Origin of the sequence: Mesorhizobium sp. WSM4311, from assembly GCF_002295115.1 — a bacterium.
In the GTDB taxonomy this organism is placed as follows: domain Bacteria; phylum Pseudomonadota; class Alphaproteobacteria; order Rhizobiales; family Rhizobiaceae; genus Mesorhizobium.
The window spans coordinates 1-25,380 of sequence record NZ_NSFV01000011.1 but is presented as its reverse complement, the minus strand read 5'-3'; the positions used below and the strand labels follow the sequence as shown (position 1 = coordinate 25,380).

At 57.1% G+C, this 25,380-nt stretch carries 30 protein-coding genes and 2 pseudogenes; 16 read left to right on the top strand and 16 right to left on the bottom strand.

The window, feature by feature from the left end; genetic code table 11:
* The first annotated feature begins 500 nt into the window (after positions 1–500).
* Both CK226_RS25325 and CK226_RS35055 read left to right on the top strand, forming a co-directional pair.
* Complete coding sequence (locus CK226_RS25325; protein ID WP_095793424.1) at positions 501–800, top strand: DUF1236 domain-containing protein; 300 nt, start codon at positions 501–503, stop codon at positions 798–800.
* A 518-nt stretch (positions 801–1,318) separates the two neighbouring features.
* The gene (locus CK226_RS35055) at positions 1,319–1,483 is read left to right on the top strand and encodes a hypothetical protein (RefSeq protein ID WP_179296032.1); all 165 of its coding nucleotides are present in this window, start codon (positions 1,319–1,321) and stop codon (positions 1,481–1,483) included.
* Positions 1,484–1,916: 433 nt separating this feature from the next.
* On the opposite strand, the gene CK226_RS25310 is transcribed toward CK226_RS35055, so the two are convergent.
* Positions 1,917–2,363 (bottom strand): hypothetical protein, encoded by a 447-nt coding sequence (locus CK226_RS25310; protein ID WP_245318228.1) that lies wholly within the window; start codon positions 2,361–2,363, stop codon positions 1,917–1,919.
* A gap of 329 nt (positions 2,364–2,692) precedes the next feature.
* Here CK226_RS25310 and CK226_RS35660 point away from each other — a divergent pair, with 329 nt between their 5' ends.
* The 3 genes and pseudogenes from CK226_RS35660 to CK226_RS25295 all read left to right on the top strand — a co-directional run bounded on the left by CK226_RS35660 (position 2,693) and on the right by CK226_RS25295 (position 4,016).
* The gene (locus CK226_RS35660) at positions 2,693–3,172 is read left to right on the top strand and encodes a hypothetical protein (RefSeq protein WP_245437839.1); all 480 of its coding nucleotides are present in this window, start codon (positions 2,693–2,695) and stop codon (positions 3,170–3,172) included.
* 248 nt (positions 3,173–3,420) lie between these two features.
* Positions 3,421–3,579: pseudogene (locus CK226_RS35655) on the top strand (alpha/beta hydrolase); the annotation flags it as partial.
* Positions 3,580–3,689: 110 nt separating this feature from the next.
* Complete coding sequence (locus CK226_RS25295; RefSeq protein WP_095789540.1) at positions 3,690–4,016, top strand: hypothetical protein; 327 nt, start codon at positions 3,690–3,692, stop codon at positions 4,014–4,016.
* 726 nt (positions 4,017–4,742) lie between these two features.
* Here the strand turns inward: CK226_RS25295 and CK226_RS34505 are convergent.
* A complete protein-coding gene (locus CK226_RS34505) occupies positions 4,743–5,015 on the bottom strand; it encodes a hypothetical protein (protein ID WP_142878010.1) in 273 nt (90 codons plus the stop codon).
* A gap of 977 nt (positions 5,016–5,992) precedes the next feature.
* Between CK226_RS34505 and CK226_RS25280 the strand changes: the two genes are divergently transcribed.
* From CK226_RS25280 to CK226_RS25260, 3 genes are all read left to right on the top strand, one after another.
* A complete protein-coding gene (locus CK226_RS25280; protein WP_095793423.1) occupies positions 5,993–6,214 on the top strand; it encodes a DUF768 domain-containing protein in 222 nt (73 codons plus the stop codon).
* A 1,485-nt stretch (positions 6,215–7,699) separates the two neighbouring features.
* Complete coding sequence (locus tag CK226_RS25265) at positions 7,700–7,909, top strand: hypothetical protein (RefSeq protein WP_095789655.1); 210 nt, start codon at positions 7,700–7,702, stop codon at positions 7,907–7,909.
* Positions 7,910–8,004: 95 nt separating this feature from the next.
* Complete coding sequence (locus CK226_RS25260; RefSeq protein ID WP_245437838.1) at positions 8,005–8,307, top strand: hypothetical protein; 303 nt, start codon at positions 8,005–8,007, stop codon at positions 8,305–8,307.
* Between the two features lie 233 nt (positions 8,308–8,540).
* Here the strand turns inward: CK226_RS25260 and CK226_RS25255 are convergent, their stop codons facing one another.
* The 3 genes from CK226_RS25255 to CK226_RS25245 form a co-directional block, all read right to left on the bottom strand.
* Positions 8,541–8,897 (bottom strand): lactoylglutathione lyase, encoded by a 357-nt coding sequence (locus tag CK226_RS25255; RefSeq protein ID WP_095789656.1) that lies wholly within the window; start codon positions 8,895–8,897, stop codon positions 8,541–8,543.
* A 653-nt stretch (positions 8,898–9,550) separates the two neighbouring features.
* On the bottom strand, positions 9,551–10,141 hold the full coding sequence (locus CK226_RS25250; protein ID WP_210202258.1) for a DUF1003 domain-containing protein: 591 nt from the start codon (positions 10,139–10,141) through the stop codon (positions 9,551–9,553).
* A gap of 288 nt (positions 10,142–10,429) precedes the next feature.
* Positions 10,430–10,651 carry a hypothetical protein gene (locus CK226_RS25245; protein ID WP_095774526.1) on the bottom strand — a complete coding sequence of 74 codons (222 nt, stop codon included), beginning with the start codon at positions 10,649–10,651 and terminating at the stop codon, positions 10,430–10,432.
* 85 nt (positions 10,652–10,736) lie between these two features.
* Between CK226_RS25245 and CK226_RS25240 the strand changes: the two genes are divergently transcribed.
* Together CK226_RS25240 and CK226_RS35650 are read left to right on the top strand one after the other, a co-directional pair.
* Positions 10,737–11,597 (top strand): ATP-dependent DNA ligase, encoded by an 861-nt coding sequence (locus tag CK226_RS25240; protein ID WP_095793391.1) that lies wholly within the window; start codon positions 10,737–10,739, stop codon positions 11,595–11,597.
* A 43-nt stretch (positions 11,598–11,640) separates the two neighbouring features.
* Positions 11,641–11,856, top strand: a pseudogene (locus CK226_RS35650) (hypothetical protein); the annotation flags it as partial.
* A gap of 57 nt (positions 11,857–11,913) precedes the next feature.
* Here the strand turns inward: CK226_RS35650 and CK226_RS34500 are convergent.
* The 7 genes from CK226_RS34500 to CK226_RS25200 all read right to left on the bottom strand — a co-directional run bounded on the left by CK226_RS34500 (position 11,914) and on the right by CK226_RS25200 (position 16,704).
* On the bottom strand, positions 11,914–12,099 hold the full coding sequence (locus CK226_RS34500) for a hypothetical protein (protein ID WP_142878453.1): 186 nt from the start codon (positions 12,097–12,099) through the stop codon (positions 11,914–11,916).
* 844 nt (positions 12,100–12,943) lie between these two features.
* Entirely contained in the window at positions 12,944–13,162 is a 219-nt protein-coding gene (locus CK226_RS25230) for a hypothetical protein (protein ID WP_095789545.1), read from the bottom strand.
* A gap of 6 nt (positions 13,163–13,168) precedes the next feature.
* Positions 13,169–13,435, bottom strand: a complete 267-nt coding sequence (locus CK226_RS25225) for a hypothetical protein (RefSeq protein WP_095789546.1) — start codon at positions 13,433–13,435, stop codon at positions 13,169–13,171.
* A gap of 85 nt (positions 13,436–13,520) precedes the next feature.
* A complete protein-coding gene (locus CK226_RS35375; protein WP_095789547.1) occupies positions 13,521–13,721 on the bottom strand; it encodes a hypothetical protein in 201 nt (66 codons plus the stop codon).
* A gap of 323 nt (positions 13,722–14,044) precedes the next feature.
* Entirely contained in the window at positions 14,045–14,218 is a 174-nt protein-coding gene (locus CK226_RS35050; RefSeq protein WP_179296034.1) for an RNA-binding protein, read from the bottom strand.
* A 224-nt stretch (positions 14,219–14,442) separates the two neighbouring features.
* Positions 14,443–15,324: an SRPBCC domain-containing protein gene (locus tag CK226_RS25210; protein ID WP_179301130.1), complete on the bottom strand. Its 882-nt coding sequence runs from the start codon at positions 15,322–15,324 to the stop codon at positions 14,443–14,445.
* Between the two features lie 1,089 nt (positions 15,325–16,413).
* Positions 16,414–16,704: a helix-turn-helix transcriptional regulator gene (locus CK226_RS25200; RefSeq protein ID WP_095789550.1), complete on the bottom strand. Its 291-nt coding sequence runs from the start codon at positions 16,702–16,704 to the stop codon at positions 16,414–16,416.
* Positions 16,705–17,136: 432 nt separating this feature from the next.
* Between CK226_RS25200 and CK226_RS25190 the strand changes: the two genes are divergently transcribed.
* Positions 17,137–17,328, top strand: coding sequence for a hypothetical protein (locus tag CK226_RS25190; protein ID WP_095789551.1), 192 nt, complete (start codon positions 17,137–17,139; stop codon positions 17,326–17,328).
* A gap of 514 nt (positions 17,329–17,842) precedes the next feature.
* On the top strand, positions 17,843–18,145 hold the full coding sequence (locus tag CK226_RS25180) for a hypothetical protein (RefSeq protein ID WP_095789552.1): 303 nt from the start codon (positions 17,843–17,845) through the stop codon (positions 18,143–18,145).
* A gap of 107 nt (positions 18,146–18,252) precedes the next feature.
* Here the strand turns inward: CK226_RS25180 and CK226_RS25175 are convergent, their stop codons facing one another.
* Both CK226_RS25175 and CK226_RS25170 read right to left on the bottom strand, forming a co-directional pair.
* Positions 18,253–19,245, bottom strand: a complete 993-nt coding sequence (locus CK226_RS25175; RefSeq protein ID WP_095789553.1) for a glycosyltransferase family A protein — start codon at positions 19,243–19,245, stop codon at positions 18,253–18,255.
* On the bottom strand, positions 19,242–20,549 hold the full coding sequence (locus CK226_RS25170) for a cytochrome P450 (protein ID WP_179296036.1): 1,308 nt from the start codon (positions 20,547–20,549) through the stop codon (positions 19,242–19,244). Before CK226_RS25170 ends, CK226_RS25175 begins: the two co-directional genes overlap by 4 nt.
* A gap of 453 nt (positions 20,550–21,002) precedes the next feature.
* On the opposite strand from CK226_RS25170, the gene CK226_RS25165 reads away from it, so the two are divergent.
* Positions 21,003–21,779, top strand: coding sequence for a hypothetical protein (locus tag CK226_RS25165; protein ID WP_142887730.1), 777 nt, complete (start codon positions 21,003–21,005; stop codon positions 21,777–21,779).
* A 200-nt stretch (positions 21,780–21,979) separates the two neighbouring features.
* Here the strand turns inward: CK226_RS25165 and CK226_RS25160 are convergent, their stop codons facing one another.
* The gene (locus tag CK226_RS25160; RefSeq protein WP_095789556.1) at positions 21,980–22,204 is read right to left on the bottom strand and encodes a hypothetical protein; all 225 of its coding nucleotides are present in this window, start codon (positions 22,202–22,204) and stop codon (positions 21,980–21,982) included.
* Positions 22,205–22,457: 253 nt separating this feature from the next.
* Positions 22,458–22,658 carry a hypothetical protein gene (locus CK226_RS25155; protein ID WP_095774675.1) on the bottom strand — a complete coding sequence of 67 codons (201 nt, stop codon included), beginning with the start codon at positions 22,656–22,658 and terminating at the stop codon, positions 22,458–22,460.
* Positions 22,659–22,819: 161 nt separating this feature from the next.
* Here CK226_RS25155 and CK226_RS25150 point away from each other — a divergent pair, with 161 nt between their 5' ends.
* The 3 genes from CK226_RS25150 (at position 22,820) to CK226_RS35045 (ending at position 24,869) form a co-directional block, all read left to right on the top strand.
* Positions 22,820–23,329 carry a pyridoxamine 5'-phosphate oxidase family protein gene (locus CK226_RS25150; protein ID WP_095789557.1) on the top strand — a complete coding sequence of 170 codons (510 nt, stop codon included), beginning with the start codon at positions 22,820–22,822 and terminating at the stop codon, positions 23,327–23,329.
* A gap of 416 nt (positions 23,330–23,745) precedes the next feature.
* The gene (locus CK226_RS25145; RefSeq protein WP_095774488.1) at positions 23,746–24,054 is read left to right on the top strand and encodes a hypothetical protein; all 309 of its coding nucleotides are present in this window, start codon (positions 23,746–23,748) and stop codon (positions 24,052–24,054) included.
* 539 nt (positions 24,055–24,593) lie between these two features.
* Complete coding sequence (locus CK226_RS35045) at positions 24,594–24,869, top strand: hypothetical protein (RefSeq protein WP_179301128.1); 276 nt, start codon at positions 24,594–24,596, stop codon at positions 24,867–24,869.
* The last annotated feature ends 511 nt before the right edge of the window (positions 24,870–25,380 follow it).

The window sequence follows — 25,380 nt, the reverse complement described above, 5'->3', positions numbered from 1 at the left end:
GGGATGGATTTGTGGATACCGCCTTGACAGCCAAAGCGCGAAATACTTGCCCCGCGAGGCTTCCCAGTTTTCGTGGCCCTCGGTGGCTAAAGTGGGCCGCATAAGAGGAATGCGTGGTGAGTAACAAGTTGAGGACCCGCTAGCCCGCGAGGGGGCAACGCGGGTCCTATCAGCACAGGAAGGGACGTAGCTGTGCCGATCCACTATGTCAGCCAAGAACCAGTCCGGCATTAGCAAAGTGAGCGCCACCGCAAAGTTTGGCGCAGCAACCATCGCGCTTGGCTAACAGTTCTATAAACCTGATGTTCCGGGCAACACTGACCGCCCCTTTCCAGTTCCGCGCAGCTGGAAGGGCCAAGACAGATGCTTTTGCTGTGGGTCTTTAGTCCGATTCATTATGCGACTGAAGTCTGAGCACGGGAACCATGCCGCTAGCGGTAAGTTCGGAACAGCGGCGGGCGGAAGGTCCCGCTGTCGTCAGATTACAAGAGGAGAAAATGATGAGAATGCACCTCACCAGCGCCGCGGCGGCGCTCGTCCTGTTTGCTGGCGTTGGCGCAGTGGCCGCCGAAGATGTTGTCATCACACCTGAGCAGGATACCGTAGTGCGCGAATACGTGAAGAAGCAGCCGCTGGCTTCCGTCAAGCTTCCGGGCGTGGAACTCAACGTCGGCACGCCTGTGCCGGATACGGTCGAGCTCCACGAGGTTCCGAAAGTCAAATACCGCTACGTCGTGATCGACAACCGGACGGTTCTTGTGGATCCGAGCACCCGAAAAATTGTGAAGGTCTATGACTAACCTGGATTGCCCTCGCTCCACCGCCATCGATGGCGGTGGAGCGTTGTAGGCTTAACTTCAAGCAAGAGTACGCGAAGCTCGGATAACAGGGGACTTCCGCCATGGAGGAACCCACCGGCCGGATCCACTAGGAATCTTCGCCCTTCATCGCTGCCGTGCAACAACTTGAGCGGACAAGCTAGCGGACTGCGACACCCGCCCCGGTAATATGTCCGCCATGACAATGAGGTGGCACCACCACCCGTACCGGAGAGCACTGTGCAAATTGGAGAGATTATCGCTAATGTGTTCGCCACCGTTTTGCTGCTAGGTCTTCTGGCAATCATGTTCTTCGTCTCCGGAAAACAACTCTTACCCGAACGGACGGCGCGAATGGTGATCGTCTTGCCCGTGGATGCGATAAAGACAGCTGCGTTCAAGAACACGCACTTAAATTTGCCATCCAGTTTTAATGTAGGGGTTGTCCAGCCGCGACCAGATGGTCGGCGACAATGATTGGCAGAAGTGAAAGCAGAAAGATGAAGCTCGAACGCCTGGCGGCGTCGGTACCAAAGCACGAGTTCGAATTTCTGATGAAGCTTGGGCAAATGACGCGAGCGGAAATGTTGGCTCTGATCGAAAAGCATGACGGACAACGTGCCGCAGTTTATGCCGATCTCGCCAAGAAGACCGCGCGGCGATGAAGGTGAAGCGGATGCCACCCGCTCATCCCGCATAGGCCTTGTTCGGGGCATGCGGATTTCGGTGCGAGCGGAGGCGGGACGAGCCCGACGGGCCATTCGAACACAGACACGTTGAAAACGGCTTTTCTTCTGGTCGCGCTTCGGGACGCCGCACGGACCTCGCCTTCCGCGTCAGGGCAGTTCTATCTCACGCACGCGACGATCAGGGCGGTTCTTCCCATTGGCGCCGGCCGCAGGTCTGCTCACAAGCGATACGATTGCTGGGACGATATTTTGCGCATTGCGAAGGCGATTATCGCTGCCAATCACTGGAGGATTGCGACTGTCAGGCTCGAACGTCTGCTGCACGACGCCCAAAGCATCCCTCACTTGGTCCGTCTAGACGGGGGCCCACACCAAACGTCCCCCCACGAACGCAGCGCTGTGTAGATGATCAACTGGATCGGCCGAAGTGACCGGAACTGCGAAGCTTTGCCAATAGCATCGCTGCCGCCCCTCGGAAATCAACACGCGCATGCTCGCTGAGAGGAGATGATTCCCAGGCAGCCAGCTCCGCTACCAACACAGCGGTCTCGCCGTTTACCGACGCGCACCTCAGATCTCCGGTCTTCTCCATCAAAACTATTGCGGTGCCAGCGTCGTCATACCCGATAGCGGCCATCCGTTGGACGTGATTGTCACCATAGATACGAACGTCGAACAAGACAGTTCCCGATGTTTTCGCCGCGGCATCAGCGACGCGATCGCCGAATGGCCGATGCATGCCGTCGCCGTCGCCGAGCGACTGCTCGAATAGCACCATTTCAACATGTTCCGCGACCATGCCGGCCAAGGTGCCCGCACCAGTTCGATTGGCAATGGGTTCGGCGGGGATATCCACACAGCATCTACGCCTAAATTACGGAATTTTAATCAATACCTCAAATGAGCGACGCACGGCCGCGTCGAAGATCAAGCCGTGCGCTAGCGCCTGATTGTTCCGGCGACGAATCGGTCGAACCACCACCCATTGGTTGCGCGGAAAGATCACCACAACACCGGCAGCTTCCGGCGCCTGTCGGATGCGAGTAAGGGGATCTTGTCTTCGCTTAGTTTGGACCTAGCGCCAAGCCTGACGCAGGCCAGTTCAATAGCGCGTGCGCTGATCTGGTTTTGTTGGGCCGTTGGGCAGGCAGGGAGCCGCGACCGGAACCTTTGCTATAACCGAACTTGCCGCAAGATAGCAGACGTGGGATCGATTTTCTCAACGACTGGATCGCGGAACACCTCCCGGAGACCTTCATCGAAGACCCGGCAGCCATCATGGATCTTGCTGATCAGTTGTTGCTCGCGGCGGAAAAACAGGGGGTTATCTCGACGGGATATCTTCGAAGAGGTAGGCAGCCTCTTCCAAGGTCATTCTCGAAGCGATGCAAAACCGATCCGGAGGGCGGTTCTACAGCCGCCGCTGGGGCTAATAAGGCAGTTCCAAGAACGACCAAGGACACCTACGCCACACAAAGGACAGCAGGGAACGTCCCGAGCCGGATTTCTGGCGGGACACGTGGCTGGACGTTTGACGTCAAGCGCGCGCTGACGTCAGGCTACGCCGGTGAACTCCGATATGAACTCCGAATCGATGAGGAACTGGCGGGCAAAACAGATGCCGAACCTAAACCCACGATCGAGCTAAAGCTTCATAAGCGCTGACTCAAGGCTGGCCAACAGCTTCCGTGAGACGACCAAGGCGTCATCTCAGCCGGCGTTTTTCTAATCTTCGTGGGCTTCCTCTGGATGCGAAAATGGCGGCCGGTTGGGCATGCTCGTGGTCCTGGCGCAACGCGTTGAAGCGAGCGGGGTCCACACGACCGTCGCTCATTTGATGCTGATGTGGCCTGATCGATAAGTATCTTCGGAACCCGAACTGCCCAAGCGTGTTTAGGTAGCTGCAGAATGACGTGACGCGACATCGCCATGCCCGGGTGGGCGATCGAAATCTCTTCATCTGCGAGGCGGGCCCAGAGGATGCTCCTGTGGACGGATATTGTTGCTCGTCCTTCCAGTTTCGGCGGCTAATGCCGGCGCTGGCAGATCGCTGGCACACTATCGCCTTCGACTGAGGCTCGAAACGCATTTCGACGAAGCCCTGCCGCTCGTTCGCGATTTCCTTTCGCGCACGCTGAACCGATTGCGGACATGAACAACACTTCGATATAGGGAGACCTTCATGGCCACGAAGCCGACCATTGCGCGCATCTGGCGCGGCCGCACCCGTCGTGACGTCGCAGGCATCTACGAACCCTACATACGGACAGAAGGCATTCCGCCACTTCAAAAAGTGGCGCTCGGCGTGCAACTTTTCCGCGAGGATCAGGACGACGAGACTTGGTTCACTACCATCTCCTATTGGCCGAACATGGAGGCGATGGCCGCTTTCACTAAAGGTAAGCCGGACAAAGTACATCATCTTGATCGTGATGCCGAACTGCTGATCGAATTGCCCGAGCGCATCGAAGTCCACCACATCCTGATCGATGAGCAGAACTTACGCTGATCAGCAGCGGCATGCGCAATCTCGTCTGTTCAGCATCATGTCGTTGATCTGGAGCCTCACTTAGGCAGCGATCAAGTTCGGGCTAGATGCGGATATGCCGCCGATCATGCTGGCTGGGCTGTGCTATGTCCTAACCCGATTCGATCCTTGTCGTCGTCCTCCGGGACCTGCGATCTGCCTTGGCCGAAGCCGATCCGGCCGCACATCGTTTCGGCGCATCGACGAATGCCGGCACCTAGGGCCTCCTGTTTCTTGGGAATGCAGGACCGTGCCTTCCGGCCCGTCGGGCTTGCGACCTCTCGCTGATCCCGGTTCTGCTTTTCGCGTTATCCGTCCTCGTGGGCGAGGAACGGCAAACTTGGCGTCATGGCCTTGTGCTTGGGCTGGGGCTGCATCAGCCTCGTGGACCTGTTCTCGTCTCGTCTGGCCTTGCAGGATCGGGATCCGGTATGGGGCTTGCCGCTATCGTCGCCGGCACCGCTGCTGTTGTCTGGGAAGCACGCTTGCCGAGTATAGGCGGCCCCAAGTCTGAACGCTTGGTCATAAAGCGCCGACCCGGTTCATCGACAAGCGCCTTTTTCCCCCTAGGCGAGACGTGGCTCTGAACCAGACGCACCTTGTCCAGATCAACAGTAACCATTGTGCCCAGCGCGACCGTGACCTTCCTGACCAGGCACCTGCAGGCCGACGCCTATGATGGCTATGGTGAGCCCTATGCCGCGGCCTTCAACTCTGCCGCGATGCAGAGGCCTGAGGCTGCCGGAGTGCAGCGCGGTGCTGAAGCAGGCCGTGAAACGATCGCACTCGCGAATTGACGCCGCCCGGCGGTTGGCGAAGTTTGCTCATAGGGCCGTACTTGTTGAACCGATGCTGATCCAGATGTGCGAGCAGCGCATCGATCTGCCGCTCGGCCAGCGCCTCGAAGGCTGTGCATATATCGATCCCGCACGCCTTCAGGATTTCGCGAGCGCGCTTCGCAGTTTCGTTCCGGTCATGCATCAGGGCAGTCTCCGATTATGGCGGCAGTTGCCTTGTTAACCAGCATAATCGACTTGCCGTATGGCTTGCTAGACCGGAGAGCCAATCCGGGCCGCCTTGGCCGGATGGCCACCTATTATCTCACACAACCGGTTTTGATTCTAAGAGAATTCGTGTGCAGTTGTAGAACGATTTTCGTTTGGGGATATACAACTAAGTGGTCCATCCCTCGTGGGTGTAGCGGCTCCAATCGCAGAAGCCCATCGCTTACGGAATAGCCGCGACGTTCTGTTCTAGGTGACCGACGAAGGAACAATTTTAGCGAGCGATTATTTCATAGGTCAGTTAGCCGAGGGAGGCTATCTTGACCCGACGACTGATGGACGAAGAGCGCTTTGAGCGCGCTGATCGTGAGGCTAAGCCATTAGTCGAAGCAGAGACGAAGGCGCGAAAGGCAAAGACGGCACGGTTGCGGGAGCTTCGTCTTTCGGCACAGCCTACGGAGAAGTCAGCTCCGGTTAAAAGGCGCCGGCCGCCCGCCAAAAAGCCGTCGCCGAAGATTATCGAAGTCGACTAAGGCCAAAGCTGCTGTACTGCCTCGAGAACGACGTAGATGGCTGTTGCCAACAAGGATCAGCAGCGCGTCACCTACACATGTGGCTCCCCTGATACGGCGCGGCCCGGCGCGAAGGTGTGGCGCCCACGGCCGGGCCTGACCGGCGGGGGCACGGACTCGATACAGGGCACCGGATCGCGCTTTATATCAGCGCTCACTGAAGCTTCCGCCGTGCAAATGAATGACTGCGCTCAGTTTGCTGCCACCGGTCATTTTATCCGGGTGGCGGGTCTCCTTTTTCTGGAACCCTTTCATCGTTTGCTAATTGAAGTCGCGGCGGCCCGGTGCGTGCCGCTGGCCAACGTTGGCATGACCTTAGTTGGTCGGCCCGCGTCCGCTGCAAATGGGCGCGGGCCAATATGTGAACGTACGGAGGGTGCGGATGAGCCAGCGCGGTGTAGATTTTTTGTACAAATGGATTTCGGCGAACGTGCCCGAAACGAGTGGTGCCGATATCATCTCGGTGGCTGAGCTTACCCAGCAGCTGTTCGCCGACGCCAAGGCAGTCGGACTCAGCAGTACCGAGATCGAGGAAGACACAGGTAGCGTGTACGAGGCGATCCTTGATGCCGTAGTGCACCACGATGCCGGCGTGGCGAACTGACTGGCCTTGCTCTATGCCGATAAAATGGGAAAAGGCTGGACGGTTCTAACTCTCATCGACGGAAAGATGAAGCTGACAATGTTCTGCCACGTCTCCAGTTGCAACCATAGCAAAATGCTGGACCTGCAACTGCTCAAGACAAGGCTTGGTACGGACGCTCCCGCTATGGCGGATGACTTGAGCCCGAAATTACACTGCGAGCGATGCGGCTCGGAAAAGGTCGGGCTAATCTACGCGCCAGACCCAAAACTAGATGTCGACGGAACCTCTATGCGGGAGGCAAGGCGGGCGGCCGACCGGCGGCTCTGCAGTGCATGGCGCTGGCCACAGCCGATCGCCAGGACGCGCGCGATACTCCGGCGGCTGCCAGCGAACCGCCGCTCAAGCAACTTCGCATGGCTGTCGCAACGACCCTTGCCGTTTCCGAGTTCGGTATTCGAATCTCGGTCTCCTTGAACCCTGCATCTCGCAGAGCAGCGATCACGTCATTTGGGGCGCGCGGAGTGAAGATATCCGCCGGCATGTTCATCCGGTCCATATGCACCTTCGGGAGGAAGCCCAACACGATGCGCCCGCCTGTACCAAAACGCGCGCAAGCTCCGCTGATCCAGCTTCAAGGCTTTGCCAGAAGTATACCGTGTGGACGCTTAGGGCCTCAAATGTCGAGTCCCGCAAGGGCAGGTCTTCTACTGTCCCGAAGTGGAACTCGGCTCGTCCGGCGCTCACAGCCTCGGCAAACTGACGACAGGGGGTTTTTACGACGTCCTGAGAGCGATCAACACCGCAGACCAATGATGTGCCACGGAGACGTCGAGGCAGTGCTGCGCCGCCCCCGAATCCGACTTCCAGGACTCGATCTTCCGGCACCAACTGGAGTTGATCGAGAGCGTAGCTGTTCAGCCGGGCGTTGCCGCGATTCATTCCTGCCCGAACTAGCCAGCCGCCGATCCCCGACGGCCAAGAGAGCTGCTTAGCTATGAACGTTGGCGCCAATCCGGTCCACCCCATGCCGATCTTAGAACGGTTCGCTAGGGACGAGCAACAGTCGACGAACTGCCTAACCATTCCTAGGGACCTAGAGCCGCATCAAGCTCCAGACTGTGTCCCGCCTAATGTTTGATGCCGTACCCGAGCGACGTAGCCGCTTCTTTGTTAAAGAGTGAGGCCTCTTCTTCGGTATTGAAAGGGTAGGCAGTAGCTGCACCGTCTGGCTTGAGCATGACGGCTAGGAACGGGAAACCCTTCGCAGGCGGGGGATACACGATGAATGCCGGTTTTTTGCCCATCTGGCACCCTTAGCACGAACCACAGCGGTTAAGCCAATTGGGCGGCAGGCTGGACGCTAATACCCACCAATGCCGTGGCCTGCCCCAAAAGCGGCCAGCTACGCAATGGGTAAGCCTGGCATCATCTGCCGCGTGAAACACTTGCGCGGCGAGGAGAATTTGCGGCATGCTTCCCTCCAGGACTTTCGGGAGGAAAATCATGCCAATCCGGCGAAAGGCGACTGATGCCGGTATATTCGACGCAACCGAAGTGGCGCTCCTCGGCAGGGTTTTCGATAAGCTGAAACTTGAGCAAGGGTCACCGGACACCCTCGATACGATCGCATCGCGAATTATCGCAAATTATATGGCCGGCATCAAAGACGAGGCTGAACTCGTCTCGCTTTCGCGATGGCCGCTCCGTCGCTAGGATTGGCCCGGCCAGCCTTCAGGTTGACACAGGATGACTAGCCGGGCCGCGCCGGTTGTCCATTACGCGGTAGTTGTGAGCTTTGTGAAAGTGGAATGCAGTGTGGCAACGTCCGCTACTGCCGTTCGGCCGATCTGATGATGGTCTGTGGCGGGGGCGTCGATCCTCTGAAGCTGAAGTTCTACTGCAACCGCTGCAAGCCCGATATCAAGATCACGCTGCTCGAGGTGCATCCCGAGCACCTTCCCAAGAAGCTGATGATCCACAAGCCGATGAAAATCGGCGGCAGGGCACCTGGTACACGGAACGTTTTCGTGGATAGCGACCGCCTCACAGTCCGATCAGCTGATCAACCCGGGGCGGGCCGTCAGGGCCGGCAAGATGGCGGCGGCGCCTGAGGGCAGTTCAAGGACCGGCGCGCAGCTGCTGTAGAGGTCGCCTAAACCCTCGAGGGCGTCGGGGCGCACTTGCCTCGAAAATCAGCGCGCACGGAACATTAGGCCTAAAAGTTGGTCCCGGCGGCTGGCGGTGCCCCTCCATCGCCTGCCTAAGATCGGGACTCGGATCGACCGCGCCTCTGGGCGCCCACAACGGTGTCCTGCCGACGCCGTCAGGTAGACTTAGCCAAGGTTTATGTATGGAAGGGCCTTGAGGGCGGCTCTGCCAGGGTGATCTGATTTCCATCAGGATCTGCGATTTGCGCGATCCTCCCGTAGTCACCTTTCGATTCACCTGTGAGCGTCACGCCGATTTCTTCGAGCGATTTGCGGGTTCTTTCCATCTCTGGGACGACAATGGTCAGTCTGCCTGACCCAGCATTCTCCTTGTCATGGAAGATTTGAATGTTCGCGCCCGCAACATTACGCCATTGAATCAGTCCATCCATGGGACGATCATCAGGCCTCCGCTCAAAAAGCTGGCTATAAAACTTCTCCGCACCATTCATGCTGGTTGTCGCGAGCGCCGCGTAAATTGCTTGGATTTGCATGCGCATGCCTCCATTTCAAATCTGCTCCTCTAAATGAGAAAGAGCGCAGTTCCGTTCCAAAATTCGTGTCAATCGGGAGTAGCAGTGTTCCCTAGGGTTGAGGACAAGAGGAGCGTCGATGCCGTCGAGACGAATTCGCTGCCCGTGAACTTCGATTGTGATCTCTGAAATCGAGTGGCCAAATATCTTGGCGATGTCCACTACGCTCGATCCCCACGCCCGCTCAGTGATGAACGTTCCACGATCGCTGATAGACGCCGAAATGTGCGTCCCTGCGTTTTGCCAGAACGAGCGGCAATCACGGTGCTCGAAAAGCTACGCGTCCGTTTTGGACCGGACAAGCCCGCCATTGGGATCTGAAGCCGCTCGGCTAGAATGCGATGCATGCCAGTAAAAGGAGGTCGGGCAACGACAAAGGTACGCGGATGATGGGAGGAAGGGCTGGCAGCCGGCGGGGTGGGAATCGATATATTTCAGCAATTTCTGGTCGAGATGTTAACGCGTCGAGCATCGTTGCGGTCTTGGCCTACATGGCGACCGGATCAATCTGGAAGGCCTTGTCTCGACCATCCAGGATGGCGCGCGTCAGTACGATGTCGCGATCAGCCTGATCTATAAGTGCGCCGCATGGGAAGTGCCAGGCCTATGGAGCCCTAGCTGGTCGATATAGGCTGCGCGGAGTCAATCGGCGCCGTCCGCTCGCTTACCTCTTCGATCTTATCGAGAACAGCTTCGGGCGCCACGTCGCGCTTGAGCTCCTTCAGTTCGCCGTCTGCTTCGGTGTTTACGTTCAGGCGCTTGGCAATCTCTTCCACCAGCTTGATGAGTTTGGTCGTCTCATGTTCATTCAGCAGGCTCATCTGCAGATCGAGATCTGACCTGGCATCGTCCTCTGCCGCCATGCGATTCTGGTTGATCAGCACGAAGGTTGAGAGAAAGATTGCCTCGACCGAGGCAAACATTGCGAGGATGACCAGCGATGGATCAAACGGCTTGATAAGGGCTGTGACGCCGAGGTTGAGTGCAATCCACGCCCCAAAGAACACAAAGTGGATGTAGACGAACATCATGCTGCCGGCAAAGCTGCTGATAGCTGCGGCCGCGCGTTGCTCCAGGGATGCAGCCGTGGCGTCCCGTTTTCGCCGTTCGACCAGTGCTTCTATATTTCGGGCCAGGGCAGGGGCGAGGCCCTCCGGCGCCGGGGTGGTCGGCCGGACGGAGCCGTTGCTCTGCGAGGTGGCCATGGGATCCATCGTGTCTCTCCTCTTTAAGGCGCCTAACTCCCTGTTCGACAATTCGGTCCATTGGCCGATGTCGGCAGGCGGGAGATGAGGCGTCCAAGCGAATTTGCGCACAGCGTGCTTAGGCCGGCGGCTTCTCGTTCCTTCCGAACTTTAGCCGTCGCTAATAGTAGGTGATTTGCGGTACTTGCTTTCCCGCTCCGGCCGCGACCTGCGCGGCCGAGGGATGTGTGGCAAGAGTGGTCGGCGGACGGCCAGCCGCAAACGCGCGCTGGCGGGACTCCTTTCCCATTATTTGGTGCTGGGGGCAGACGGTTTCATCATCACGCGCAACTGCATCTTATCAATAGTTGCGACGATGGCAGCCGCCAGCGCTTCCGCCTCATGGATCAACTCCGGCCCATAGAGGCCGTTCACCGCTTCCTGGCTCGGTAGGACGCCAGGCGGACAATGCTCCTCTATCGTCGCTCTTATCAACCGTAACGCGTCGCGGGCCTCGGGATCGTTTTTCATGCTCGTCGAACACGCTGGTGGGATAAAGGTTCCTGAACTATTTTAGCTAAAGCTGATAGAATCGCGTGTTTTGCGAGTCCTGGGTATGCGTCTGAAATTCATCAAGCCGATGGAGCCTGAACTGGTCGATACCCCGCCGCAAAGCGCGGACTGGATCCACGAGATCAAATACGACGGGCACCGGACCCAGGTCATCAAGGATGATGATGGGATCCGGCTGATCACGAAGAATGGCTACGACTGGACGGGCCGCTATATCCAGCTTGCTGGCGAGGCAGAGGCGATCGAAGCGAAAGACTTCATCATCGACGGCGAGACGATCACCATCAATGAGGCGGGCCTGTCCGACTTCCACGCACTGCAATCAGCCGTCACCAGCCGCAAGCCATCCAGCGACCTGTATCTGGCGGCGTTCGATCTTCTACACCTCAACGGGCACGATTTGCGCGACATGCCGGTGGAAGACCGCCGTGACATCCTCCAGGCGCTGATCCCGACCGGTGGCCGCATCCAGTTCAGCGAAGCAATGCCGGGAACGGGCGATGCCGTCTATCATCTTGTCGACCAAGCCGGCTTGGAAGGCATGGTGTCAAAGCGCAAGGGCAGCAGCTATCGCAGTGGTCCGACGATGAACTGGCGCAAGATCAAGTGCTATACCGAAAAGGAAATGGACATCATCGGCGTGCAACGGGAGGCCGGTAAGCCTGCGATGGTGCTGATGGCCGACAACGGCCGATATGCCGGCGGCGCGTTCGTGGCATTCAAAGCAGATAAGCGGCAACGGCTTTGGGATCGGGTGCAAGGCAAGATTGGCGGCCCGACACCGATAGGTCTGAAAAAGGCCAAGGCTGAGTGGCTGAAGCCTGGGCTGGTCGGACGCGTTCGGTTCCTCAAGGGCGAGGAAAAGCTACGCCACGCCACGCTGAAGGATTTCTGGGATCAGTGATAGCGTTCGCCGGCTCAACTAACTTGCAATCAGCTCTTACACGATAGACCCGGATGAGGAATATAATCCTGAGGTTGCGGCGATATGCTTTCTGGTGGCAGCGGAAGCGCTGCACCTAAGCATTATCAAGCCGTTTATCTCGCCGCACTGCGACCACTACCGAGCAACGCGTGTCCTGTATGAGGTGCTGTTGAAGACCGTCCGGGCAGTGACTGGCAAGGAAGTCGAGTTCATCAGGTGGAACACGACTGGACCCGTGGAGCTCCGACTTGATGGGGACGCGGCCCGGCGCGAAGGTGGCCACCCACGCACAGTCCTAATTCTCCGCATGACTGAACACGACAGCGCCGTTTTCCTTGCGAACCTCGACTGAAACGACACCATCGTCACCCTTTCGGGCCGGGAACATGGAGATCGCGTGATCCTTCGCCATCTTCTCAGCGTCGAAGGTCTCCTTGTCGACAATGCCCTGTCTTCCGTACCAAATGACAGTGTAGGCCATTTTTTTGCTCACCATACGTCCGGCTAGAACATATACCAGTCCAGCCTATTTCGCAGCCATGTAGGAGCCACTATGACGCGCGAAGCGCTTCGCCAGTGTAGGAGGGCGGACACAGGAACGCGCGCTGGCCGGTTTCCGCGATCGATAAATGCCCGGCGCCAAGTAAATGCATGTCTGCTAATATGAGCCATCTCGCACACATTCACGCGTGACGAATATAGGAGATGCAAACATGGAGATGATTTCATCACGATGTTGTAGCCGATCACTGCTCCTTCTACTCGGTCTAACAGGCGCAGCAGTCTTTGGAGGTTGGACATCCACGCAAGCGGCTCAGAAGAACACATCGTGCGCGTGAAATCCCACCCACTACCCCGTTCCGCGGCACAGTCATCCCAATGCCTAGGCTGTCACGGTCGCTAGGGCAAAAATGGCAGCTGGCTTAAGCAGCGGGCCGGTTGTGTCGGCCTTTTCCCCGAACCCGAACCGACGGTGCCACTTACGCCAAACGGTGTGCACTACGTGTGGACTTGGGACGAAGATGGCATCATCGACGTTTAAGTCAGCGACCCAGGCGGCATCACGTTCGCTAACCGGCTGACGCTCCGAAGAAGAAGTGAACACGTAGGGTCGGGCCGGCACCTATGAAAATACGCCGAGCGCCATGCGATACTATTCCTGTAAGTCGGAAGATGCCAAAACTGTCATCAGGCTGCTTGCCGATCTGGCCGAAAATAATCTGCCGCGAGAACCGCCGTTGGGAATGCTCCGGCGACCCTGAGGCTGGGCCTTTGGACCAGCATCAACTAACCGTAGCTCTGGTAAATTTCGGTCGAAATTGGCGTTATCTTCTGACGTCCGGGAACATAATGATTGTCGCGCCATCTTCGGGGTCGAGCGGCTCGTGCCATGCCTGTGCATGCCATAGAACCTGGCGCAGGTTGCGCTGGTCGACCGACTGCCCGCAGTAGGGACAGGAGTAGAAGTGATCTACCTCTCGTGCCGTTTTCCTGCCGTGTCGCTTGCCGGGAATAAGCGGGCCAAGGTCTGAAAGCTTGGTCATAGTGCGTCAACCAGTTTCATCGATCAGCGCCTTTTTCCTCTTGGGCGGGACGTGGCTGTGAACCAGCCGCACCTTGTCCAGATCAACAGTGACCATTGTACCAAGCGTGACCGTGACCGTGTCACCGTCGATCCGCGTGACGTCGCCGGTTAGCTCGATCTGCTGACCCTTCACCACCTTAGTGGCCGGATCGACAATCGAATGGGGAAAATTGTAGCTCGGGATCGAGACGCTTAGGCGGTCTTCGGTGACGCGCTTAAGCACCGTCGCCATTATTGCCACCTCGTCGCCGACCTTGATGCTGAATGCAAGGATTCTGGTGCGGCATCCAACGGCGTCAAGGATTAGCGGAAGCTAATTAATCTCTGCCGACCGCGAACTTGAAAACATCTCGCCGTCCCTGGTCCACCACGCGGAACCAATGAGCCTGCACAGTTCTGACGACGAACGGTCCGGTCATAACTTTGCTGACAGCCTCCAAAGCTGTCGCGCCGTGGGCAATGTGCCGAGCTACAACTTCGTCACCCTGCATTTCATCGATATGGTACTTTGTCGTCATGGGCTCCTCGCCGGTGCCGAGCCCTAAACGTCATTGATCAGCGCAAGTTCCTCGCGGCTCAATTGCCCCCGCAAGCGCGGCCCTTTTTAAGAAACCCTCAGCGCAGATCGGCGGCGAGCTTCTGGCCTTTAGGTACCGTCGCAAGTGTCACTGTCCTTTCGCTATCGCATATGACGCAGCGTCGGCGATATCGCGTAAAATCCGAAGTGGTCCCCCAACGCCCCAGTGGTTTGCGCGGCGTGCGCGTGAGAACCGAGGCGCTGTCGCAAACGGCACCGGGATGGCTTAACGTTATGCAGCACCCTCACAGTTTGAATATTGAATTATGCGCCCTTGGTGGCGCGGCGCTTTGAAAGCGCCCGCCACAAGCCCGCCTCTTCCTGTGTCGCGTCATCAAAAACTTGGAAGGTTTCCGCAGCCAGGTATTCTCGTTGCTCGCAGTCTTTTTTGGCCAGGCGACGTTCTTCGCACAGCCGGTCAAACACGCGCTGGAGCATGTCCAGATCAGCGGGGCAATAGACACCACTGCAACGCGCTAACGACATGGCCGGCGCCCTAAAGCGAGCCTTATTAGCATTATCTCATACAACCGGTTTTGTTGCGACGGGTTTCGTTCGGACAATCCGATTTCCAGGGACCACGCTTACCCCTCTTGCCGGCGTTGGGGCCAGGAGTTATTACCGCGCATGCTCATCCTGCCGAAACGCAAAACTCCGCCGAACTAGTCGGCCTGATTCTTCTTGTGCAATTCAACTTGCATCCAAGGCTCCCACCGTCCAGATCGTAGACGTTGCCACTGTCCGTTCGCGGACTGACCGTCTTGAGCGATACGCCCCCTGAACCGTTGCGTTTCGCTCACTGATTCCCAGTTACCTTCGTTGAGGGTCATACGCGCATCGAGGATGTGCCCATTGCTGTCATAGCTGCGGGTTGCGAACTCCCCAGGGCGTCCTGATGGCGAAATAATTTCCAGTCCGGTCATTTCGCCGTCCTTAAGTACGGCGTGAACATCGTGGAGGAGGAACCGGTTGCCGGGCATCCAACGATACACATCTTCGGCGTGCGATAAAGTGCCGTCGTCATCGCTTCCCAACATCTTGATGGTCGTGTTCCAACCTCCAACGAGGACATCCAGAGTCGCGAGATTTGAGATGTCAGCACCGTCTTCCTGCCTGCCGTCTGGGTCATGCCGTAGGACCCTGGCCAAATTGGAAAGCATCTTTTCCCAAATTGCTTGTGCATCGTCGGGACCCGCGCCTCGCTCAACGAAGTCCAATCGTGTTTTCCGACCATCTGGAACGATCGTCACGTCGATTTGAGCTTCGCCCGCGAAGTGCTTGGGCACCATTAGGCTGAAGGCCAGCCGCCGCGGTCGTTCGACCACGGAGTAATTTCCGTTGTGTGCGATCACTTTTCCTGACGAATACTCAGTTATCGAGTAGGACCCTCCAGGTACAGGACTCGTCAGCGCGGTAATATCGTTGCTAGGCGACTTGAAGAACCATCGCTCCATCATGTTGGGGACGACCCACGCATCAAAGACTGCCTCAGGCGTCGCATCCAGATGTACGGAAACTCTAGCTCGTACATCAGAGGCGACCATCGCATACATCTCCTCTACAACCTGCTTCTTCGATTGAGTGGTTCACAGCGACTAATTTTCGTGAAGCATCCATCCAATCCGTGGTGTACTCAGGTTTGCTGACCGTCGATCTCATGACAAATCTCCATGCTTTCCGCCAAGCGTACAGAAATTCGTATTGGGTACGACACGCGCCGCACTAGATTCAAACGGAAACACTACCCGAAAATGGGTGGTACTGACACATTCGCGAGGCCAGCTAAGCCTACGCAAATGCGGCCGTCCCTTGTGCTTGTGCTTGAAGACGGAGTTCGGTCAGGTTGGGACCTGGAGGTCTCGCTGGCGGAAGCCCGATCTCTCGCCGCGGCAGCAAGGTCATGCGCCGAAGCCGTCGATTTCCTAGATAGTTGCCGGCCGGATGTCGCAGTTCTAGACATTCTCCTTAGCGATCGCCAGTGCATTGATGTCGCAAAGAAACTTCACGCAGATGACGTTACTTCGCTTTACATTCGGCTTAGCACCGACAGAGATCGACGGCGCTTTCCGATCGGGTACGTTCCTAGTCAAGCCTGCGGGAGCGCTCGAAATCGTCGCGGCGGTCACGAAATGGGCCGCCGGAGACCAACGAAGGAACAATTTTAGCGAGCGATAATTTCATAGGTCAGTTAGCCAAGGGAGGCTCTCTTGACCGAACGACGGATCGACAAAGAGCGCATCGAGCGCGCTGATCGAGAGGCTAAGTTATTAATCGAGGCGGGGACGAAATCACGAAATGCAAAGACGGAGCGCTTGCGGGGCGCTACCTCTTTTAGGGCAAAAACCGACGGAGAGGCCGGCTCCGGTTAAAAGGCGGCCGCCGGCGAAAAAGCGGTCCCGGAAAAATATCGAAGTCGACTAAGGCCGGATCCCCCCTAGGAACTTTGGTTGCAACTCATGCCGGGCCTGCCCGACAGCGGTGGCCCAACTCGGACCGATAACGCAGGAGACCTGGCAGTCCAATCGAGGGAGATTGAACTGCCGGCCTCCTTACCGACGGCATGGATGCCGCCAGGTGGGTCAAAAATGCACAGACCTATAGTTAGCCGGCATCATTCGAATGGTGGGCGTCGATTATACTTTTCGCTGACCTGCGGCGCCAGATTCTCTTATCGGTGCGCGGCAGCCAACATCTGCGGAGCCGGCTAGCGATGGAGTGCCTTCGATGGAAAAGACAATGCCGGCATCCTCAAGCGCTTGGCGCATGGCGGTGATGTTGTGGGGACGCGGTTTCCTAAAGCCGTTCTCAAAGTCCCTGATCGTCATTTCGCTGAGATTGGCCTTGGCCGCCAGTCGCACTCGCGACCAGTTCAGTAGGGCTCGTGCTGCTTTCGATTGATCTGCTGACAGAAGATTTCTGTTCATAAGGACCTGAACATTCAATAGGGCTAAAATGTTCCCGCGACTTGGCGTGAAGTGGCCATCCAGAGAGCGCTTCTTTAGGGCAGCGCGAGGCGCGGGCGATTGCAATTCCTTATCTCGGAACTTGCTGTTCGGGGCATATCCGTTGATGCAGGATGAGGAACAGCAACTCATTTCCCTTCTGGATCTCGACGCTGTGCGCGATGCCTTCAAGAAGTCTGTCCACGAAACGATGTCTCGCCTGCCGAATGGGGCAACCATGCCCAATGCTTCATTCAGCAACTTACGGTTCACAACCCTTGGGAGGTGGCGGTTAGCCAGGTCACCGAATCGCCGGACGACGAGCCAGCCATAGGCCCGCAAAATCCCACTTGATCGAACGATTTCGATAGCCTTATAAAAAGCGACGTTACCCTTGCTTTCGGGAGGCTTGCGATGGATAACGTGGTCCCGCTCCGCAATGTGTCGGCCCGTGTCGAAGTGGCGGAAGTCTCTGGCGAATGGCTCGTTCGCGTCACCGAAAACGACCAAGAACTTACCCGATCATTTGACGTGGAAGAATATGCGCTGTCCTTTGCGGAAGGTCAGCGTATCCGGCTAGGGCTAGATGAGGTCATGCGGCTTTAGGGCGCTCTACGTCTGTGTGGAAACCAGGCATCAACGCAGCCTTGTTGCCTCAAGTCATCCACCGTTGGGCCGCCAGATTTTATGTTCCATGCAGAGTAAACCGCGGAATTGATCTATCCTGCGGGTGTGATGGCGCCACCCCGGCGCCATGCTGGTGCCGGTTTTTCAGGTAGCGCGCAAAGATCGACAGCTTCTTTTCATAACCTATGCGCACCATGGCTTTGCAGCTGTCGCATCTGAAGCTTCCGATTGTGCGGAGCCAGGAACCAGGCCTTGCCATAGGGGATGAGCAGGCCGGACAGTGGAACTCCATCGTCACGTCGCTCAATTCATCGCACAACGGCATTCCGAAGTTCTCCCAACCCATGTGTTTCCGAACTCACCGCCGGCGGGATGGTTCCTGACGACGGACTTCAGTCGCAGGCTGATCGGACCGAAGGCCCATTCTTACTCGCGCGGCCCTGAAGTCGAAGCTCTCGAGGGAACTTAATTCAGGAAAGACGCTTACTAGCCGATGGGCACACAGGGCGTTGAAATCTTCGCCAAACCGGTCTCACCGGACCATCTATCCGATGATCCGTTGGTGGCGCCCCATATATCAAACGGGATTTTGAAGGCGGCTGAGAACTCCAAGGCGGCCACCAAGTCAGGACCGGCTGAGGCGACTGAAGCGAACAAGAACCCTCTAGTACGCAAGATCCTGACAGCCTGCCGCAGTGACTATTTCCCCGTCCTTTTACTCCTTGCGGGCTATACGCTGGTTGCCTTCGGTGCGGCTCTCATCCTGCTTGTATGGTTGATCGCGCATCGTGCCTAGCAACCGCAAGCCGCAAAATAGAGATGCCACAAATCCACGCTTCAAGAGGGACTTTCCGGCCCGCATTTGTCCACCGCGATAATAGCACCACGCCGCCGACGGCCCTGTCATTTGCCCATTGTCAACCTATAATGCTTGCTCTTGATGCCCAAGAGACCCTGAACCCGCCCAGCTGCTTCGCCTAAGGCTCTTAGCGCATTGAAGAATGTCGCTCCCCCGGTAAAGGGCGCGAGCAACAATAGAACCAACCCCGAAAGTAGTTTGAAAAGCGCGGACAGAGGCGCACGGATCCATTTCGACCCGCGTCGACGATCGGATTTGTCGGATAAGGAAACAAGGGCGTGGTCGCGCGCTCGTTTTATCTGATACCATGGCGACAACCTCGCGCGAACAATCTGCTCACAAACGACTGCCTCGGGCGCCCACCCCGTTTTGGCGCCAACTCTCCATGCGTCACGTAGAAAACGCGTATCTTCTCCTCCGGTTAAATTATAGCGCTCATCGAATCGGAGGTTTTCCTTTCGAACAAAAGGCAGGCTGGCAAGCCAGTTGTTCGTTGACAGGACAATCTGTGCCTCTTGGCCGCTGGCTTTCCTAGCGGCGCATGTTTGCTCCACCTGCTGAACGCGCGACGACAGACCCTTCCAAACGACCCGATTCCAGAAGGTCAATGGGAGCGGGTCGGGAAATGCCCTGATCGGTCCTCCGACAATGTCGTATTGGCCGCGATGTTGTTCCGCCAAGAGTTCGAGAATCCAGCGGGGCGTGACGAGCTCGTCATCATCAACGAACGCAAGGCCCTCGAAATCCGAATCGGTAGCAAAGTCGAGAGCGGCGTTGCGCGCATAAACAATGCCCAGGCGGGGTTCGACGAGGTGGTGAATCTCGATGTGGGCACAGGTTGACGCAAATCGCTCCACTGCTTGCCGCAAGACTTCGCCATTGCCATTCTCGACAAGGATTATTGCTAACTCAAGGTCCGCCTCGATCTCGAGGCGACCAATCGAGTCGAGTAATTCCGAAACCATCCTCGGTCGATCTCTTGAGGCGATGCCGATATAAACGCGGGTCATGGCCTTAGCACGCGGTTCGCGGATCATCGCCTTGCCATCAACGATATCTGCGAGTCGGGACCCGGCTCATAATGAAAATGACCTCTGGCGACAGTTCCATAATTCAACAGCTTGACGGTGAAGTTTTCTGCGAGTTCCTCGACAAGCATGCCGCCCAACTGAAGCGTCCAATTGGCGCCCGGACATCGGTGGTGATCCAGTCCAAGCGGGGCATAGGACGCACTTGAGAATTTTCGGTCGACGAAACGGTCAGGCTTGAAGACATCCGGGTCGACGAACCGGGTCGCGTCCCTGTGCGCTTCCCATATGCAGATTCTGACCCGACTGCGCCTGGGAACAAGGAAGCCTTCAAAAACGATCGACGTCGTGGCAGTTCGAAGGATAAACTCGCTTTGCTGCATACGAAGAGTTTCGGAAACGGCTGATTTCGCCATCATCTCGCGTCGCGCAGCGTCGGGTTCGACCGCTATCGAATTCAGGTAATTTTCCTCGCCAGCCAGTTCGAGAAGTATCCAACGCCACAATCCGTGAAAATCATAACGAGCAAATTCGGTCATGTGTATTAAGTTGCCGACGACCGTGTCATCGAGCATCTGGGATCGTACCATGCATTCCAGCAGGCTCGAAGGCGGCCCTTCCGCCTCCTTCAGGTCATTCGCCAATGTAAGCACCAACTCTCTGATACGCGCGTACTTCGCGTGCTCGGTGGGCGTAATGACAATATGCATGCCATTTGGGGCGTAATCATTGAACGCGTCTGTTAGTTCACGAGCGATGCTGGATCCGTCTTTGGCGCCCAGGACGATCTGCAACATCACCGCCGTCGACGCCTGCTTAAGAATTTGGGCTGCTGCAGCCGACTGCACTCGGCCTTCGCCGGTGGTCAGTTGGGTCAGGCGGCCGTGAAGGATAGCCCGAAGCTCTGCGCTGCGACCTTCAAGGGAAACGGCTCGAAAAGCAGCTAAAAACATGCGCCGATAATCAACGTGTGTCTCTCCTTCCATTGCTCTTAAGAAGCCCTCAGGAAAGATCGGGGTCATATCGATAGTTGCGGCGCGCAGCTTGGCCTTGTTCTCCGTCAGAAACCTCAAGCCTAGTTCATGCCCGACAATGCAGGTCGTGAGCTTTCCACCCGACCAAGTGGTGAAGATGTTGCCATATTGGCGGTGCAGTTCCAAAAGATGAAACTGGTCACGTGGCGACCCGGTGCTCTCTGAAATGATGCTTCCAGGAGCCAGTCGGCTGGATGTGAACATTCCCTGCAGTCGGGCTTGGCCTAGCTTGCTGGCGATTTTGAAGCGGTCTACTAGATGTCTCTTCGCAGCGCCCATTAATGTCATCCCCTGGATTATCGGTGCGCGTTCCCTCAATCGAGACCGACCTTTGGTGTCATCCACTCCATTTGCAGCGCATTAGCTCTGACTCATTTTAGCATAGCTCGCGGCCTTGCTCGCTTCCTACCAATGGCTACAATCCCGACTGGCTCGCAATGGACCTTTGGCGCGCAGAAGCGCGATCAGGCCTGAAATCTCTCCCCACAGATTTTGCGCCCTTTTTGCAACTTCCGGTTTTGAGGGTTTTGAAAATGAACCTACGATATCGGCTAAGGATCAAGCTGACCGCTCTCTTTCCAATTGCTAAACGAACGGCGACAGGGTTAGTTCAGACCGATGAGCGAAAAAACGCAGCGGGTGCGCCATGGCTGTGACGCGCCACCATTGTCGCACCATCGCACTTAATCGGGCATTGTGCGCTTTCCTATGCGAATACTGGCACCGTCTTTTGTGAAGTTGCTTTCGACGCCGACCGCCAAAGAGCGCAAACGCATACTTGCCTCCATGTCCGGCGGGCCGTTCACGTCGAAAACGACACGGCCCGACCGTTTTTTGGACCTGGATGCTGCCATCTTATTGGCCGCTCGGCGCCTGCCGATGGACAAGGAAATCACCGTTCACGATATGGCGGCGTCTGACGGTATTACGTCGCTGGACCTGTTCAACAGGTTAAGCCGTGAGCGGCCTGTTAGGTTAACGGCAAGCGACTATTACAATGAGATCAGCGCGGCCCCCAGAGGAATTTTTTGGGTCTTCTATGACAGCGACCACGTCCTCCTTCAGGTCGCGCTTGGTGCGATCGCACTGACCAACAAGCCAGCAAATGAGTTTTTGGCCTGGTTGTTGTCGCCGAGCCTTGCGAGGGCGACGTCCGTGTCACTTTTCCATCCCGAGGTCATCGCAAAGACTAAAACTGACGGCCGCTTCATGGCAACCAGGGATGATTTCTTTTCACCCTCGCCAGGGCGGTATGATGTCGTGCGCGTGATGAACGCCCTTGGTGCGAGGAACTTTCCTCGTCTTCAAATCGAACGCGCGCTCAGGGCCGTGACAAAGACCGTCGCCGATGGCGGTTTGCTGGTTTTGGGTCGAAGTGCTGATGAACTCGATGGCAGTCCGCAGGCCACGATCTTCCAGCGGCTCCGACATGAATTCATCGCTGTGACGGATATGGCGGGCGGCTACGAACTAAGGGATTTCGTGTTAAAGCTCAGGGCTGACATGTAATTGGACAGGCTGCGTTCGCCTTGGCGGTTTGTGACCGTGATTCGTATTGAAACCATGTGCATTTCGATGAATGCCAAGCTCTCAGATCGCTCGCTACTCCAGGAGGGGCAATTTTCTGACCATGAACTCTTCAAAACCGTTTGCTGCGACCTCATTTGCAATCGAGCTGGAGGTACGCCGGGATCACGCGGATGGCGGCGTTACTTGCAAACTGGAAGCTTCTTCAAGGCCTCCTTCGCTTCCGCCTCGGTTTTATACGTGGCCTTGGTTAGGGCTATGACCAAGGTTCCGTCAGGCTTCTTCGGGACCACCTCGCACTGCTTCGAAACGGCATCCTTGGCCAGCCAATATTGAGCCGTGTCTCCAAATGCCGAACCTGAAAACTGAATGACCAGCGCTGCCGCAGTTGCGATTTGGCGTAACATTTCTATGCTCCTTATCGCATTAGAACGTTCGGATTTGAGCTTCTGTTCCCTGGACTGATCGCGCGTTCACGCACGCCACGTGGACGCCGCCTGCGCCGTGTGCTTTCGCTCGACCAACCCTTAGCGACGCGCAGACGCCGGAAAGAGGTCGCGAGATAAACAAATTGCGGTCCTTGCTCTGTCGATCGACGAAATGGCAGCCATGTTGCGACCGAGGCAACTCGGTGGTCCCGAACCGGTCTGTCGCGCTGTCTTAACGATCCTGCTCAAACCAAGTTGTCGTGCTGCCACCGGGATGAGTTACCCTGATCCATTCGCCCATGTCAGGCTCATCGCCGAACGGGATTGTCACTGGCCCCCATACCTTGGCAGCCTCAACAACGTTTTCAGCCAGTATTACGGCACGTTTCACCGCTTTGCCGTCGCATATCAACTCAACGGTGAACCTCTGCATCATGCCTCCCGGCGCGATCCTTTTCCTAACCAGTTCGAAGCGAAGACTCACGGCTGGTCCCCCGGCAGGCGATCGCGAGCCGCCCCTGACGAGTTTCCGAGGTGGAACGTCGCCGCGCTACGCAAGTTGTAAGCGAGCACATTCACCCTGGAGGACATCCTATGCCCAAGCGTCGAGAGCAAGAGACAAAGCTGACACCCGCCGAGGCGACGGACCGAATCTGGAAACTCGCCGAGGAAATCGACGTTTGTATGTTTGTCACGTGGGACGGCCAATACAATCGTGCGCGTCCGCTCTCCGCACGCGCCTCCCGAGAAGAAAACGCGATCCATTTCCTCGTCAACGACGACAGCGAGAAGAACAAGCAGCTTGCGACCTACCCAAAAGTGACATTGGCCTGGAGTGACAGCAGCCACTACAAATACGTCACCATCTCCGGCTCCGCGGTGGTGACCAATGACAGAAAGAAAATTACCGATCTCTGGGAGAAAACCGACGCGGCTTGGTGGGACAACGCTGACGATCCCGAAATCCGACTGATAACTGTCAAACCTGACGAAGGCGAGTTGTGGGATAGCCCCGGCTTGGTCGTTGCTACGACGAAAATGGTATTCGCCGCTGTCACGGGCTCGAAGCCAGACGTTGGCGACAACGTCAAAGTCGATCTCTGATTGTTCAGCCTATCCTCGGCCATTGCCGGCACCAGAGCACCAACCCGGCGACAAAAGCACAAGCATATCGGAGGCCCTCCAGCGCCTTGACTTTGGCGTTCTCCCGTTCGGCGATTTGGTGGTCCATTCAGGAGGCGCCGCCAGCCGGGCACACTCCAACCTTGTAGCGGCGATGAAGTGCGCTGTCATTGATTGGAGGTGTTCACTCGTGAGATCACCAGCGCGTGGCAAGACCAGGTCGCGAGCTCGATGAAAAGGACGAAGCCATCTCCCCCGGGGCCTTGAAGCGGCCAAGGAGGCCGCGGCGGCGGCAGAGCACCGGGCCAAGCGTCGAACAGGACCGACGGCGGAGGCTGCGTCAACGGAACTTCCCCTTTGGAATGTCATTATCAGGCTGACGCGCAAAGGATTTGAATATGGTACTGGTGGAAATACTGCTCCCTTTGAGCGACAATTCCGGGACACCTTTCCCAACGACGCTCTACCGTGAAGTCCAAGAACGACTCGCCGAGAAATTTGGCGGTGCGACCGCTTACATGCGTTCGCCGGCCAATGGCTTGTGGCGCGAAGGCCGCGGCAGCAGTCACCAAGATGAGGTCGTATTGTTCGAGGTCATGGCCGAGACTCTGGAAGCCACATATTGGCAAACAGTGAAGGGGAAGCTCGCCGAGGAATTCCGCCAGAACGATATTGTCGTGAGGGCGACCAACATAACGCGCCTATAGAACCTTCGACGGTGCGCTTGTTTGATGGATGGGGAGTATTGGTAAACAAGATCAAATAGTTATCGGAGTTCGTGTGCACATATTGCACACGAAAATTCTGCTTCTCTTGCATTTTCGCTCTTGCGATGCGGCAGCCGACAGATCTCCCGAGGCGGATTTCTCCGCCCGCGCTTGTTGGAACGTTGGGCGACCGCTTTGCGCCCGAGCCCGTTCGACTTCGGCAATGCCGATCTTTGGGCCGAATAGTTCGGGCCACTCTGGCTTCAGCCCCCACTTCTCGCGATATTCATCGGGGGCCAGGCGGTAGTGGCGGCAAGATGATGCTTCAGGGGCAACCTGCGCGTGCGTCCAGATCGCCCCCACACGTTCGCCAGCGAACTTTCCATGCCGAGGCGGCCAATATCTCTTCTCGAACGCTCTTCAAGGGTCATAGACTTGGTCAAAGAGTGAATTGCGAGGCTTCGGTCGATGTCGGCCTTTCTATTCGGTCGATGTTGGCCATTCTAAAGGCCCTTTCAAGTCATAAAGGCACCAGGAAAATGGGTGAACTCTATGTGATGCGCACCTCCGGTGCCGTGGTTGTCGAAAGAGAGCGCGCCGGTCGAACTGTTGTAGATGATATGGTCGCTACCATCATGCGTGCCCATGCCGGCGAAGAGAGCGCCATTTGGCGGAGCGCCCGTGTGAAGCCCCAAAGCGTGGTCGAGATGAAACTTTTGTTGGGAGACGCTGAAGTCCACAGGGCGGTCGGCACTCCGGGCCGCAAGAGCGCCTGTATCGAATGCGAAGGCATCGCTGCCGGCATCGGCCAGTGAGGCGAGACCTCTGCCCCTGCCGACACCGGCCGACTCTGTCGCCCAGTGGCTGGCATTGGCGACATGATGGACGCCGTCGGTTCCGTGGATCAAATCGGCACCGTCAGAATCATGATGTCTACCATCGCTGGAATTGGCGACAACTGGAGTGCTCGGTGTACTAGCGGTGCCAGGGCTGCCGTGGGTACCGGAGGTATTGGTAGGAGTACTAGGAGTACTAGGAGTACTAGGAGTACTAGGAGTACTAGAGGTACTAGAGGTACTAGAGGTACTAGAGGTACTAGAGGTACTAGAGGTACTAGCGGTACTGGAGGTCCCAGAGATGCTCGGGGGAGGGATGGTGGGGGGGCTTACGGCGCTGCTGAGATTATGTTGCTGAAACAAGGCCTGCAGCGCCGGCGAGTCGCCAAGCGCGGTGTCGCCCTGTTGAGAGCCCCAGGCATAGGCATAGTCGAAGGCGGGCGATGGCGCTACCTTGGCCCAGTGGTCCAGCATGGTCTGCTCCTGGGCG

Excerpts from the sequence above, each read along its gene's own strand:
- CK226_RS25295 (WP_095789540.1), top strand. The coding sequence starts at position 3,690 with ATGGCCACGAAGCCGACCATTGCGCGCATCTGGCGCGGCCGCACCCGT.
- CK226_RS25230 (WP_095789545.1), bottom strand. The coding sequence starts at position 13,162 with ATGACCAAGCTTTCAGACCTTGGCCCGCTTATTCCCGGCAAGCGACAC.
- CK226_RS25175 (WP_095789553.1), bottom strand. The coding sequence starts at position 19,245 with ATGATCCGCGAACCGCGTGCTAAGGCCATGACCCGCGTTTATATCGGC.
- CK226_RS25250 (WP_210202258.1), bottom strand. The coding sequence starts at position 10,141 with ATGGCCACCTCGCAGAGCAACGGCTCCGTCCGGCCGACCACCCCGGCG.
- CK226_RS34500 (WP_142878453.1), bottom strand. The coding sequence starts at position 12,099 with ATGGCCTACACTGTCATTTGGTACGGAAGACAGGGCATTGTCGACAAG.
- CK226_RS25280 (WP_095793423.1), top strand. The coding sequence starts at position 5,993 with ATGAGCCAGCGCGGTGTAGATTTTTTGTACAAATGGATTTCGGCGAAC.
- CK226_RS25210 (WP_179301130.1), bottom strand. The coding sequence starts at position 15,324 with ATGGTCGCCTCTGATGTACGAGCTAGAGTTTCCGTACATCTGGATGCG.
- CK226_RS25150 (WP_095789557.1), top strand. The coding sequence starts at position 22,820 with ATGCCCAAGCGTCGAGAGCAAGAGACAAAGCTGACACCCGCCGAGGCG.
- CK226_RS25265 (WP_095789655.1), top strand. The coding sequence starts at position 7,700 with ATGCCAATCCGGCGAAAGGCGACTGATGCCGGTATATTCGACGCAACC.
- CK226_RS34505 (WP_142878010.1), bottom strand. The coding sequence starts at position 5,015 with ATGCATGACCGGAACGAAACTGCGAAGCGCGCTCGCGAAATCCTGAAG.
- CK226_RS35045 (WP_179301128.1), top strand. The coding sequence starts at position 24,594 with ATGGGTGAACTCTATGTGATGCGCACCTCCGGTGCCGTGGTTGTCGAA.
- CK226_RS25145 (WP_095774488.1), top strand. The coding sequence starts at position 23,746 with ATGGTACTGGTGGAAATACTGCTCCCTTTGAGCGACAATTCCGGGACA.
- CK226_RS25155 (WP_095774675.1), bottom strand. The coding sequence starts at position 22,658 with ATGCAGAGGTTCACCGTTGAGTTGATATGCGACGGCAAAGCGGTGAAA.
- CK226_RS25255 (WP_095789656.1), bottom strand. The coding sequence starts at position 8,897 with ATGCAAATCCAAGCAATTTACGCGGCGCTCGCGACAACCAGCATGAAT.
- CK226_RS35055 (WP_179296032.1), top strand. The coding sequence starts at position 1,319 with ATGAAGCTCGAACGCCTGGCGGCGTCGGTACCAAAGCACGAGTTCGAA.
- CK226_RS25170 (WP_179296036.1), bottom strand. The coding sequence starts at position 20,549 with ATGGGCGCTGCGAAGAGACATCTAGTAGACCGCTTCAAAATCGCCAGC.
- CK226_RS25240 (WP_095793391.1), top strand. The coding sequence starts at position 10,737 with ATGCGTCTGAAATTCATCAAGCCGATGGAGCCTGAACTGGTCGATACC.
- CK226_RS25180 (WP_095789552.1), top strand. The coding sequence starts at position 17,843 with ATGGGCACACAGGGCGTTGAAATCTTCGCCAAACCGGTCTCACCGGAC.
- CK226_RS25260 (WP_245437838.1), top strand. The coding sequence starts at position 8,005 with ATGCAGTGTGGCAACGTCCGCTACTGCCGTTCGGCCGATCTGATGATG.
- CK226_RS25245 (WP_095774526.1), bottom strand. The coding sequence starts at position 10,651 with ATGAAAAACGATCCCGAGGCCCGCGACGCGTTACGGTTGATAAGAGCG.
- CK226_RS25200 (WP_095789550.1), bottom strand. The coding sequence starts at position 16,704 with ATGAACAGAAATCTTCTGTCAGCAGATCAATCGAAAGCAGCACGAGCC.
- CK226_RS25160 (WP_095789556.1), bottom strand. The coding sequence starts at position 22,204 with ATGTTACGCCAAATCGCAACTGCGGCAGCGCTGGTCATTCAGTTTTCA.
- CK226_RS35375 (WP_095789547.1), bottom strand. The coding sequence starts at position 13,721 with ATGACGACAAAGTACCATATCGATGAAATGCAGGGTGACGAAGTTGTA.
- CK226_RS25190 (WP_095789551.1), top strand. The coding sequence starts at position 17,137 with ATGGATAACGTGGTCCCGCTCCGCAATGTGTCGGCCCGTGTCGAAGTG.
- CK226_RS25225 (WP_095789546.1), bottom strand. The coding sequence starts at position 13,435 with ATGGCGACGGTGCTTAAGCGCGTCACCGAAGACCGCCTAAGCGTCTCG.
- CK226_RS35050 (WP_179296034.1), bottom strand. The coding sequence starts at position 14,218 with ATGCTCCAGCGCGTGTTTGACCGGCTGTGCGAAGAACGTCGCCTGGCC.
- CK226_RS25325 (WP_095793424.1), top strand. The coding sequence starts at position 501 with ATGAGAATGCACCTCACCAGCGCCGCGGCGGCGCTCGTCCTGTTTGCT.